The following is an 11034-nucleotide window of genomic DNA, read 5'->3' as shown; positions in this document are numbered from 1 at the left end:
ACCGTGCCGACCGAGCAGCCGAGCCGGCGGGCCACCTCGTGATCCGGCAGGTCCTCGAAATAGCGCAGCACCAGCGCTTCCGGCCGCGGCGCCGTCACCAGGGTCGGGGCGTGTCAGCCCGTCCCGAGCCGGCGGGAGAGCGACTGGATGTCGGAGATGACCCAGTACTCGGCGAACCTGCCGTCCTCGGCGCGCAGGATGTCGTGGCCGCTGAAGGCGATCCGGGTGCCGGGGGCCGCGGTGGCGCCGGGCATGCCGCCCCGGTAGGCGCCGGCGAAGGTCCAGCGGGCGGCCACGTGGTCACCCTCGACGACGGGGCCGACGTCGAGGGTGATCGTGACGTCGTCGAACGGCTCGTGTCCCTGGCGGAGCGTCTCGATCAGCTGGTCGGGGCCGTGCACGTCCATGCCCGGCCAGTGGCCGACGAAGCCGGGGGTGACGAGTTCGTGGGCGAGGGAGAATTCGCCCTGCCACAGGTGGAGCAGCCATCGCTCGTACAGTTTCGCCATCATGCCGGTGACCTCTACCCGGGTACGGGGCTTCGATAGATTGCTCGGCGCGTGTTCGCCATGGTTTCGTCAACCGTTCTGAAACCGGGCGTCGATCAGGACGCGACATGCTGGGTGTCCATGGAAAGGGAGGGCCTGCCATGACGGTTCCGCCGCGAACCCCGATGCTCGACCAGCGGCCCAGCAAGGCGCTGATCATCGCCCTGGTGCTGTCCGGCCTGCTGGCGCTGGGCGTGCTCGCGGTGCTGCTGCTGAGCGGCGGGCCCGTCGGCTTCGGTCTGTCGGCGCTGCTGGCCATCGCGCCGCTGCCGGTGCTGCTGGCGGCGGTGCTCTCGCTCGACCGGCTGGAGCCGGAGCCGAAGCTGCATCTGGCGTTCTCGTTCAGCTGGGGCGCGGGGGTGGCGGTGGGGCTGGCCATCCTGCTGAGCGTCGTGGGCATCGAGCTGTTCGCCCGCGCCGGTTACGGCCAGCAGGCCGTGAACCTCATCAGCGCGGTGGTGCTCGCGCCGGTCATCGAGGAGGCGCTGAAGGGTGCCGCGCTGCTGCTGCTCCTGCGCCGGCGGCGGGAGATCGACGGGCTGACGGACGGCATCGTGTACGCCTCCATGGCCGGGCTGGGCTTCGCGACCGTGGAGAACGTCGGCTACTACCTGACGGCCTTCGGTGAGGAAGGGGCGGGCGCGGCCTTCCAGTTGTTCGTCATCCGCGGGCTGATCGACCCGCTCGGCCACCCGGTCTACACGTCGATGATCGGGGTCGGGGTGGCGTACGCGCTGACGCGCCGCAACGCCGCCCGGTTCGCCGCGATCCCGCTCGGCTATCTGGGCGCGGTCTTCCTGCACGCCCTGTGGAACGGCGCGGCCTCCAGCGGGTCGCTGGCGGCGGTCGCCGGCGCGTACCTGGTGATCATGCTGGTGCTCATCGGGCTGATCGTCATCACGGTGGTGGAGCGCAGGCAGCTCGTCTCGCGGATGGGCGCCTATCTCCCCTTGTACGGTCACACCGGCCTGGTCACCGAGCAGGACGTGGGGATGCTGACGACGATCGCGGCCCGTCGCGCGGCCCGCAAGTGGGCCAGGGGCGCCGGGCTGGGCCGTGAGATGAGCGACTACCAGCAGGCGGCCACCGAGCTGACGATGCTCCACCTGCGCGCGGAGCGGGAGAGGACGGATCCGGCCCGGTTCGCGGTCGAGCGTGATCTGCTGCTGGGCGCGATGGCCCGGGCCCGCCGCTGGTGACCCTCTCTGGCCCGGAAGCGCTTTCCTGACACAATGTCCGGGATGGGCGTGAAAGGAGAGCGGATGAGCTGGGTGGAGATCGAGTCCGAGGCCGAGCTGCGCGAGCTGCTGGGTGAAGTGATGCCGCGGGCGGCGACGAAGGAGCGCACCCGCCTGCACGAGCGTGACCGTCAGTGGCTGGCGACCTCGCCGTTCTGCCTGATCGCCACGGCCGACGCCGATGGCAACTGCGACGTCTCGCCCAAGGGCGACCCGGCCGGGTTCGCCCACGTGATCGACGACACCACGATCGCCATCCCCGAGCGCCCCGGCAACCGCAGGGCCGACGGGTTCCGCAACATCCTGTCCAACCCGCACGTCGGCCTGATCTTCCTGATCCCCGGCCGCAACGAGACGTTGCGCGTGAACGGCCGTGCCCGGCTCGTGCGGGAGGCGCCGTTCTTCGACGAGATGATCGTCAAGGGTCACCGGCCCAAGCTCGCCCTGGTCGTGGAGATCGAGCAGATCATGTTCCACTGTGCCAAGGCGTTCATGCGCAGCGCGCTCTGGCGGCCGGAGAAGTGGGGCCCCGACCCGCTGCCGTCGCACGCCACCCTGGTCAAGGAGCTGCAGACCACACCGGAGACCCTTGAGGAGCTGGAGACGTACTACTCGGACGCCGCCTACCGCAAGAAGCTCTACGAGGTCTAGGCCGCGGGGGTGGGGCCGTCGGGGAAGCGGATCACGTTGCGGCCCGTGTAGGCCCGCAGGTCGACGACCTTCGGATCGACGGCCGCCTGCTTGCGGTGCACGGCCGCTGATCGGATGTCGCGGATCTTGTGCGTGGCGATGCGCGGCGGGACCGTCACCAGCCTTCTCATCGTCCTCCCCCCGTGATGTTCCTGTTACCTATGTTATTAACAGAAACCCGGGTAAGGGCGGTGTAAGACAGAAATTCAGTAGGGCAGGCGGCGGCCCGACGGGGACCGCAGGTCCAGGTCCGCGCCGCGGACCGGACGCCGCCTGGTCGTCGTCCTGACGATGCGCACGCGCTTCATGGGTGTGCCCCCTCTCGCCTGGCGCCAACCTAACCGGGCGCGCGTCGTACGCTCAACGCATTTGTCCGCACCGGGCGGGCGCCGTGACGCCCGCCCGGTGAGTGTCAGACGCCGCCGCCGGGGACGGCCCGGGTCGTGACGGCGAGCCGGTTCCACGCGTTGATCATCGAGACGGCCACCACCAGCGACGCGAGCTGCTTCTCGTCGTAGTGTTCGGCCGCCGCCTCCCAGACCTCGTCGGAGACGCCCTTGCCGTGGTCGGCGAGCCTGGTCGCCTCCTCCGTCAGGGCCAGCGCCGCCCGCTCGGCGGGGGTGTAGACCGTGGTCTCGCGCCAGGCGGCCACCGACCAGATCCGCTCGTCGCTCTCGCCGTCCTTCTTCAGCTCGCGGTTGTGCATGTCCACGCAGAACGCGCACCCGTTGATCTGGCTGGCGCGCAGCTTCATGAACCCGATCGTGGCGTGCGGGATCCCGCAGCCGCCGAGGTACTTCTCGACGGAGAGGAACGCCCGGTAGGGCTCGGGGGCGAGGGCCGCGACGTTGAGCCGCTGAGTCATCGATACCTCCATGGTGAGTCGTAGCCGACGCGACATGGACGGGGCAGCCCCGCTGGATGTGACAGTCCGGAAAAATCTGAATAGGGCGGCCTTCTGCGGATATGAGACCTCTGCACGGACATCACTAATGATCAGGGGGATCATCATGGCTGTCTGCGAGTCATGCGGCAACGACTACGACATGGCGTTCGAGGTCCGCGCCCAGGGCAGAACCCACACCTTCGACTCCTTCCAGTGCGCGATCGACAAGATGGCGCCGGTATGCGAGCACTGCGGCACCAAGGTCATCGGCCACGGCGTCCAGTCGGGTGACCACTGGTACTGCTGCGCCCACTGCGCCCGGCAGGAAGGCTCCAGCGGCATCGTCGACCGCGTCCCGGCGGGCGCCACCGCCTGACAGCCGGGATTCGGGCTTCTCCAGACCGTCACCGGCACGCACACTGGCGGTGTGGCCGACTTCGATGTGGTTGTCATTGGTTCCGGGCCCGGTGGGCAGAAGGCGGCCATCGCCGCCGCCAAGCTGGAGAAGCGGGTCGCCGTGGTCGAGCGGCGCAACATGATCGGCGGGGTCTGCATCAACACCGGCACGATCCCGTCCAAGACCCTGCGCGAGGCCGTGCTCTACCTGACCGGGCTCAACCAGCGGGAGATGTACGGGCAGAGCTACCGGGTCAAGGACGACATCACCGTCGGCGACCTGGGCATCAGGACCCAGCACGTGATCGGCCGCGAGGTCGACGTGATCCGCAGCCAGCTCTCGCGCAACCACGTGGCCGTCTTCACCGGCACCGCCAGTTTCACCGACCCGCACACCCTGGACGTCACCGACGAGCAGGGACGGGCCGTCAAGATCAGCGGACGTAAGATCATCATCGCCACCGGCACCCGCCCGGCCAGGCCGGAGTCGGTGGAGTTCGACGAGCAGACGATCATCGACTCCGACGGCATACTCAACCTCCAGCGGGTCCCGGAGTCGCTGGTGGTCGTCGGCGCCGGGGTGATCGGGATCGAGTACGCCTCGATGTTCGCCGCCCTCGGCACCAAGGTGACGGTGGTGGAGCGGCGGGAGCGGATGCTCGACTTCTGCGACCTGGAGATCGTGGAGGCGCTCAAGTACCACCTGCGCGACCTGGCCGTCACCTTCCGGTTCGGGGAGACGGTCGCCGCCGTGGAACGCCGGCCGAGGGGCGCCATCACGCTGCTGGAGAGCGGCAAGAAGATCCCCGCCGAGACCGTCATGTACTCGGCCGGGCGCCAGGGCATGACCGACCACCTCGGGCTGGAGCAGGCCGGGCTGGCCGCCGACGACCGGGGGCGGATCGCGGTGGACGCGCACTACCGCACCGCGGTGGAGCACATCTACGCGGTCGGCGACGTGATCGGCTTCCCGTCGCTCGCCGCCACCTCCATGGAACAGGGCAGGATCGCCGCCCAGCACGCCTGCGACGAGCCGCTGGCCGGCATGACCCCGCTGCAGCCGATCGGCATCTACACCATCCCCGAGATCTCCTTCATCGGCCGCACCGAGGACGAGCTGACCAAGGCGCAGGTGCCGTTCGAGGTCGGCGTCTCCCGCTACCGCGAGCTGGCCCGCGGCCAGATCATCGGCGACACGTACGGGATGCTCAAGCTGCTCGTCTCACCCGAGGACCGCTCGCTGCTGGGCGTGCACGTGTTCGGCACCGGGGCGACGGAGCTGCTGCACATCGGCCAGGCGGTGATGGGCTGCGGCGGCGCCATCGACTATCTGGTGGACGCGGTCTTCAACTACCCGACGCTGGCGGAGTCGTACAAGGTCGCGGCCCTGGACGCGATGAACAAGCTGCGCCGCGTCGCCCGCTTCGAGCTCTAGTCCTCCGTGGCGCGCCGCGACCGGGGCGCCGGCTTCTTGCGGCCCGCCACCAGCGTGTCGCCGGGGGAGGGGGAGGGCTCCTCGGTGGTCGCCGCGCGCGGCCTCGGGTGCGGTGCGGTGTCTTCGAGGGCGGGCTCCGCTTCCTTGGAGGTACGGGGGCGCGCCGGTTTCTCGGCGGGCGGCTCCTTCTTCCCGGTGGCCTCGGGCTTGGCCGGGGCGGGCGGGCCGGCGGGCTTGTCGGGGTCGCGCAGCGAGGCGATGACCGCGTCCGCCTCCTTGTCGGCGGCGAACTCGTCGGCCGCCGCGGACTCCCGCCGCCTGATCACCACCATGTGGTCGACCGAGACGCGGCCCGCGCCCACCACGGCGAGCAGCAGCGAGGCCGCGCCGAGCAGGATCAGCTCGTTCAGTGTGATCGGGTTGAGCGGCGGGGCCACCCACAGCACCGCGACCGCCTCCGCGAACAGGACCAGCCCCATCACCGACACCATCAGCCCGGCGATCAGCAGCGCGCCGCCCACCAATTCGACCAGCATGGTGACCGTGGCCCAGGCGCGTGGGGCGGGGGCTCCCTGGGACTGGAACTGGACGCCGGTCTCCATCAGCCCGATTTCCAGCTTGCGCCAGCCGTTGGCGAAGAAGATGCCGCCCACTCCCAGGCGGGCCACCAGCGCGGCGAGATCACGGAGGGACTGTCTCACGGTTGTTGACTGCCCTAAGGGGGACATCGCACACCTCAATCACGGCGGAGCAGCATGGCCACCGCGACGGCGGTCAGGCTGAGCAGGACGACGCTCACGACCACGGTCGTGTGCAGGGCGTTGACGAAGGCCCAGCGGGCCGCGTTCAGCAGGGCGCCGCCGGCGCTGCCGCCTATCTCCTCGGCGACGTGGGCGGCTCCCGCGAGTGACTGCCTGGCCTGGTCCATGCCCCCACCGGGGATGCCCCGCACGTCGGGCACCGCGGGCGCGTACGCGATGGTGGTGATCGTGCCGAGCACCGCGACGCCGAGCCCGGCGCCGAGCTCGTAGGCGGTGCCCTCGATGGCGGCGGCGCCACCCGCGTGGGAGGCGGGCGCGGCGGACATGATCGTGTCGGAGGCGGCCAGCAGCGCCACCTGCACACCGAAGCCGATGCCCACGAAGCAGCACGCCAGCATCACGGGATGGCCCTCGACGCCCCAGGTCAGCGTGGGGGTGAGGGCGAGCGCGACGAGCGCGAGGCCGCCGCTCATGGTGGCGCGCATGCCGAGCCTCGGCAGGATGTGCGCGGCGACCAGCCCGCCCGCGACAGCCGACAGCACCAGCGGGAGCATCCGGAACGCGGCGCGCACCGGGGTGTCGCCGAGCACGAGCTGCAGGTACTGGGCGAGCATCAGCTGCAGCCCGACCAGCGCGAACACGCCGAGCAGCACGCCCAGCACGCCGGTGGTGAACTCCCGCCGCCGGAACAGCGAGACGTCGAGCAGCGGCGTCTCCAGCCGGGTCTGCCGCCGGGCGAACCACACCAGCAGCCCCGCGCCCGTCAGGAAGACCGCGACGGCGGCCGGGAACGGCATCAGGCTGCCCGACCCGGCCTCCTTCAGACCGAAGGCCAGCGCCAGGATGCCGAACACGGACAGCACGGCGCTGGTCACGTCCCACGGGCGCGGCTCGGGGTCGCGGTACTCGGGGAGCATGCGCAGGGCGGCGGGCAGCAGCACGAGCAGGATCGGCACGTTGATCAGGAAGACCGCGCCCCACCACCAGCCGACCAGCAGGCCGCCGATGAGCGGCCCCACGGCGGCCCCGGCGGCGGCGACCGCGCTCCACACGCCGAGCGCGATGGCGCGCTCGCGGCGGTCGGTGAACACCTGGCGGATCAGCGACAGCGTGGCCGGCATGATCATCGCGCCGCCGACGCCGAGCAGTGCCCTGGCCAGGACGAGCGCTAGCGGCGTGGGGGCGAAGGCCGCCCCGGCCGAGGCCACGCCGAACAGCACGAATCCCGCGATGACCAGGCGTTTGCGCCCGTAGCGGTCGCCGAGCGTGCCGAAGAGGATGAGCAGCGGGGCCACGATCAGCGAGTAGACGTCGATGATCCACAGCAGCTGGACCGCTGACGGCTCCAGGGCGGCGGTGAGTGCGGGGACCGCGATGTGCAGGACCGTCGCGTCGACCGTGATGAGCAGGAGGCTCACGCAGAGCAGCACCAGGATCTTCCAGCGGTTTTCCTGATGCTCGCGGCCGGCGCGGCGTGCGAAGGGCACGGCCTGGGTGACGGTCATGGACCTCCTTGCGGGCCTATCCCTTCACAGCGGGCCCGCATAAAACTTGCGTGGCAGCTTATGGCATGCCGCGGGATGGGTGCAGCGGTATCGAATGATCCAGGAATGGCTGTCCGTCTATTGACCGAAATGCCACCATTTATCGGGATCGGCATTCATGGTATCCGGACTCCACGCGCCGGGCCGCCCGCGGACTAGAATCATGTTCTATGCGGATCCTGCGTACACCCGACGACCGCTTCACCGACCTGCCCGGCTTCCCGTACGAGCCCCGCTACGCCGAGATCGGCGACGGGCTGCGGATGGCCTACGTCGAGACCGGGCCCGCGACCGGGGAACCCGTCGTGCTCCTGCACGGCGAGCCGTCCTGGTCGTTCCTCTACCGCAACGTCATGCCCGAGCTGGCCGCGGCCGGACTGCGCGCCATCGCCCCCGACCTCGTCGGGTTCGGCCGCTCCGACAAACCCGCCGAGCCGTCCGACCACACCTACGCCCGCCACGTCGAGTGGACCCGCGCCCTGCTGTACGACGCGCTCGGCCTGACCGGCGTCACCCTCGTCGGCCAGGACTGGGGCGGGCTCATCGGCCTGCGCCTGGCGGCCGAGCACCCCGGCCGGGTGGCCAGGATCGTCGCCGCCAACACCGGCTTGCCGACCGGTGACATTCCCATGCCCGAGGTGTGGCACCGCTTCAAGGACGCGGTGGCGAGCGCCCCCGCCCTGGACGTCGCCCGGTTCGTGCAGTCCGGCTGCGCCACCCGGCTCTCCCCGGAGGTGCGCGCCGCCTACGACGCCCCCTTCCCGGACGAGTCGTACAAGGCGGGCCCGCGCGCCATGCCGGGACTCGTCCCGCACACCCCCGGCGACCCGGCCGGGCCGGCCAACCGCGCCGCCTGGCAGGTGCTCACCACCCTCGACCGGCCGTTCCTCGTCGCGTTCTCCGACGGCGACCCGATCACCGGCGGCATGGCGCCGATCCTGCGCTCGTCCATGGCCGGCGCCGCGGGCCTGGAGCATCCCGTCATCAAGGGCGCCGGTCACTTCCTCCAGGAGGACGCGGGCACCGAACTCGGCCGGCACATAGCCGCTTTCGTGACCTCCACCTAGCGTGTCAGGTCCGCCCACACCGGGGTTCCGTACGGTATAACCGGGGGCGGACACCGGGGAGGCGTGATGCAGGAGTCCGGCAGGGCCCGTCCCGCGGGCCGAGCCGCGGTGCGAGATCTGTTCGAGCAGGTGCGGCTGCGCTATTTCCGGCTTCCCCCCGCCGTGCGCAGAGTGCTCTACGCGGCGATCCTCATCGGGGCGGTCGGCACCGGCGCGGCGCTCGGCTGGGACCTGCTCGACACGTTCCTCACCACCGCGCTCATCCTCTGCTTCGTCGCGCTCACCCTCCGCTTCCCGCAGGCCGCGGCGACCGTGCTCGTCCTGGCGGGCTGGATCGCGCTGCTGCCGCTCTTCTCCCCGCTCTTCCCCGCGCAGCCGATGGCGCCGACCCTGCTCATGCTGCTCGCCGTGCCGGTCGCCGTCGCCGCCCACCTGATCCGCTGGGTCACCCCGTGGGTGACCGCGCTGCTCGCGCTCGTGCCCGCCGGCGCGCTGGCCGCCGCGCTCTCGCTCGTCTCGGAGAACCTCGCCGTCTGGGTCGCCTACGGCGCCGCCGCGGTCGTGCTCGGCTACCGTTTCCTGCTCGCCCGCCGGGCCAGGGCCGAGCTGGGCGCGGAGGAGCGGGTACGGGTGCGCGCCCGCGAGGGCAGGCCCGAGGCGCAGCCGGAGAAGGCCCAGGGCCTGCCGCAGATCTCGGTCGAGGAGGCGCTCGCCGAGCTCGACGCCATGATCGGCCTCGCCCCGGTCAAAGAGCAGGTCCGCTCGATCGCCGCCTCCATCGAGGCCTCCCGGCTGCGCGCCGAGGCCGGCTACACCGCGGGCCGTCCGGTGCGCCACTTCGTGTTCGTCGGCCCGCCGGGCACCGGCAAGACCAGCGTCGCCCGCACCCTCGCCAAGATCTTCTACGCCTTCGGCCTGCTGGAGACCCCTTACGTGGTCGAAGGGCAGCGCGCCGACCTGGTCGGCGAGTACCTCGGCGCGACCGCGATCAAGACCAACGAGCTGGTCGACCGGGCGCTGGGCGGCGTGCTCTTCATCGACGAGGCGTACGGTCTGATCAACTCCTCCGACGGCCAGCCCGACCGGTTCGGCGCCGAGGCCGTGCAGACCCTGCTCAAGCGCGCCGAGGACGACCGCGACCGGCTGATCATCATCCTGGCGGGCTACGAGCAGGAGATGACCTCGTTCCTGTCCAGCAACCCCGGGCTGGCCAGCCGGTTCGCCACCCGCGTGCGCTTCCCCGCCTACTCCGCCGCCGAGCTGGCCCAGATCACCGAGCTCCTGCAGCGCAGGCGCGGCGACACCATGGGCGACGACGCCAAGGCCGCGCTGCTCGGCCTGTACGAGGACGTCCACCGCCGCGGGCTGGTCGACGAGCTGGGCAACGCCAGGTTCGCCCGCAGCCTGGTCGAGGCCGCGGCCCAGGCCCGCGACGTGCGGGTGGTGGGCGCGGGCGGCACGCCGACCACCCAGGACCTGGTGACCACCACCACCGCCGACGTGACCAAGGCGTTCGACGAGCTCACCGCCCGCTTCCGCGGCTACGTCGCCACCCCTACGCTGGAGGAGGCGTTGGCCGACCTCGACCGGATGGCCGGGCTCGCCCCCGTCAAACGGCAGGTCCACGCCATCGCCGCGCAGCTCCAGGTGGCCCGCATGCGGCAGGAGCGCGGGCTGCCCACCCCGCCCCAGATGCGCCACTTCGTGTTCGCCGGCCCGCCCGGCACCGGCAAGACCAGCGTCGCGAGGGTGCTGGGCCGCGTCTTCGCCGCGCTCGGCCTGCTCGCCCGGCCCGACGTGGTCGAGGCGCACCGCGCCGACCTGGTCGGCCAGCACCTCGGCGCGACCGCGATCAAGACCAACGAGCTGGTCGACCGGGCGCTGGGCGGCGTGCTCTTCATCGACGAGGCCTACAGCCTGGTCAACCCCGGCTACTCCGGCGGCGACGCCTTCGGCGCCGAGGCCGTGCAGACGCTGCTCAAGCGCGCCGAGGACGACCGCGACCGGCTGGTCATCGTGCTGGCCGGCTACGAGCGCGAGATGGACGCCTTCCTCGCCACCAACCCCGGGCTGTCCAGCCGCTTCAACCAGCGGGTCGCCTTCCCCAGCTACGCGCCGCGCGAGCTGACCGAGATCGCCGTGCTGCTCGCCCAGCAGGCCGGCGACCGCTTCGACGACGACGCGCTCAACGACCTCGACGAGGTCTTCACCTGGGTGTGCGAGGAACGGCTGATCGACGGGCTGGGCAACGGCCGGTTCGCCAGGTCGCTGTTCGAGCGCGCCGCGATGCGCCGCGACGTGCGGCTGGCCGCGGGCGCCTCGGCGGAGGAGCCGGCCAGCGCCGCCGAGCTGACGACGATCACCAGCGACGACGTCCGCACCGCCGTCGACGAGCTTTCCGGACGTTAACCAGACCCCTCTTTGGCACTCGCCTGCGCGGCGGCCATCGCATCCTGTAGCAATATGGCT

11 protein-coding genes are annotated in these 11034 nt (G+C 71.2%); 6 read left to right on the top strand and 5 right to left on the bottom strand.

Annotated features, from left to right (window positions below; all coding sequences use genetic code 11):
- Nucleotides 1-113: 113 nt before the first annotated feature.
- On the bottom strand, nucleotides 114-512 hold the full coding sequence (locus KME79_RS40845; RefSeq protein ID WP_219551353.1) for an ester cyclase: 399 nt from the start codon (nucleotides 510-512) through the stop codon (nucleotides 114-116).
- Nucleotides 513-649: 137 nt separating this feature from the next.
- Between KME79_RS40845 and KME79_RS40840 the strand changes: the two genes are divergently transcribed.
- Nucleotides 650-1747 carry a PrsW family intramembrane metalloprotease gene (locus KME79_RS40840; RefSeq protein WP_219551351.1) on the top strand — a complete coding sequence of 366 codons (1098 nt, stop codon included), beginning with the start codon at nucleotides 650-652 and terminating at the stop codon, nucleotides 1745-1747.
- A gap of 42 nt (nucleotides 1748-1789) precedes the next feature.
- Entirely contained in the window at nucleotides 1790-2437 is a 648-nt protein-coding gene (locus KME79_RS40835; protein ID WP_246641255.1) for a pyridoxamine 5'-phosphate oxidase family protein, read from the top strand.
- Here KME79_RS40835 and KME79_RS40830 read toward each other — a convergent pair.
- On the bottom strand, nucleotides 2434-2607 hold the full coding sequence (locus tag KME79_RS40830) for a hypothetical protein (RefSeq protein WP_219551349.1): 174 nt from the start codon (nucleotides 2605-2607) through the stop codon (nucleotides 2434-2436). The genes KME79_RS40835 and KME79_RS40830 overlap by 4 nt on opposite strands.
- A 281-nt stretch (nucleotides 2608-2888) precedes the next feature.
- Entirely contained in the window at nucleotides 2889-3341 is a 453-nt protein-coding gene (locus KME79_RS40825) for a carboxymuconolactone decarboxylase family protein (RefSeq protein ID WP_219551347.1), read from the bottom strand.
- A gap of 145 nt (nucleotides 3342-3486) precedes the next feature.
- On the opposite strand from KME79_RS40825, the gene KME79_RS40820 reads away from it, so the two are divergent.
- Together KME79_RS40820 and sthA are read left to right on the top strand one after the other, a co-directional pair.
- Nucleotides 3487-3738 carry a metallothionein gene (locus KME79_RS40820; RefSeq protein WP_148030145.1) on the top strand — a complete coding sequence of 84 codons (252 nt, stop codon included), beginning with the start codon at nucleotides 3487-3489 and terminating at the stop codon, nucleotides 3736-3738.
- Between the two features lie 51 nt (nucleotides 3739-3789).
- The gene (sthA, locus tag KME79_RS40815; RefSeq protein WP_219551345.1) at nucleotides 3790-5193 is read left to right on the top strand and encodes a Si-specific NAD(P)(+) transhydrogenase; all 1404 of its coding nucleotides are present in this window, start codon (nucleotides 3790-3792) and stop codon (nucleotides 5191-5193) included.
- On the opposite strand, the gene KME79_RS40810 is transcribed toward sthA, so the two are convergent.
- On the bottom strand, nucleotides 5190-5894 hold the full coding sequence (locus KME79_RS40810) for a DoxX family protein (protein WP_219551343.1): 705 nt from the start codon (nucleotides 5892-5894) through the stop codon (nucleotides 5190-5192). The two genes, sthA and KME79_RS40810, sit on opposite strands and share 4 nt — an antisense overlap.
- 35 nt (nucleotides 5895-5929) lie before the next feature.
- A complete protein-coding gene (locus KME79_RS40805) occupies nucleotides 5930-7459 on the bottom strand; it encodes an MFS transporter (RefSeq protein ID WP_148030148.1) in 1530 nt (509 codons plus the stop codon).
- Between the two features lie 209 nt (nucleotides 7460-7668).
- On the opposite strand from KME79_RS40805, the gene KME79_RS40800 reads away from it, so the two are divergent.
- Nucleotides 7669-8565: a haloalkane dehalogenase gene (locus tag KME79_RS40800; protein ID WP_219551341.1), complete on the top strand. Its 897-nt coding sequence runs from the start codon at nucleotides 7669-7671 to the stop codon at nucleotides 8563-8565.
- Between the two features lie 66 nt (nucleotides 8566-8631).
- Nucleotides 8632-10974 carry an AAA family ATPase gene (locus KME79_RS40795; protein WP_219551339.1) on the top strand — a complete coding sequence of 781 codons (2343 nt, stop codon included), beginning with the start codon at nucleotides 8632-8634 and terminating at the stop codon, nucleotides 10972-10974.
- Nucleotides 10975-11034 lie beyond the last annotated feature (60 nt).

Source organism: Nonomuraea harbinensis, assembly GCF_019396385.1.
In the GTDB taxonomy this organism is placed as follows: Bacteria; Actinomycetota; Actinomycetes; order Streptosporangiales; family Streptosporangiaceae; genus Nonomuraea; species Nonomuraea ferruginea.
Note: the sequence above shows the minus strand (reverse complement) of the source record. Positions and strands in the feature narration are given on the sequence as shown.

Coding starts and splice junctions, on each gene's coding strand:
- KME79_RS40845 (WP_219551353.1), bottom strand. CDS start 512: ATGATGGCGAAACTGTACGAGCGATGGCTGCTCCACCTGTGGCAGGGC.
- KME79_RS40840 (WP_219551351.1), top strand. CDS start 650: ATGACGGTTCCGCCGCGAACCCCGATGCTCGACCAGCGGCCCAGCAAG.
- KME79_RS40835 (WP_246641255.1), top strand. CDS start 1,790: ATGGGCGTGAAAGGAGAGCGGATGAGCTGGGTGGAGATCGAGTCCGAG.
- KME79_RS40830 (WP_219551349.1), bottom strand. CDS start 2,607: ATGAGAAGGCTGGTGACGGTCCCGCCGCGCATCGCCACGCACAAGATC.
- KME79_RS40825 (WP_219551347.1), bottom strand. CDS start 3,341: ATGACTCAGCGGCTCAACGTCGCGGCCCTCGCCCCCGAGCCCTACCGG.
- KME79_RS40820 (WP_148030145.1), top strand. CDS start 3,487: ATGGCTGTCTGCGAGTCATGCGGCAACGACTACGACATGGCGTTCGAG.
- KME79_RS40805 (WP_148030148.1), bottom strand. CDS start 7,459: ATGACCGTCACCCAGGCCGTGCCCTTCGCACGCCGCGCCGGCCGCGAG.
- KME79_RS40800 (WP_219551341.1), top strand. CDS start 7,669: ATGCGGATCCTGCGTACACCCGACGACCGCTTCACCGACCTGCCCGGC.
- KME79_RS40795 (WP_219551339.1), top strand. CDS start 8,632: ATGCAGGAGTCCGGCAGGGCCCGTCCCGCGGGCCGAGCCGCGGTGCGA.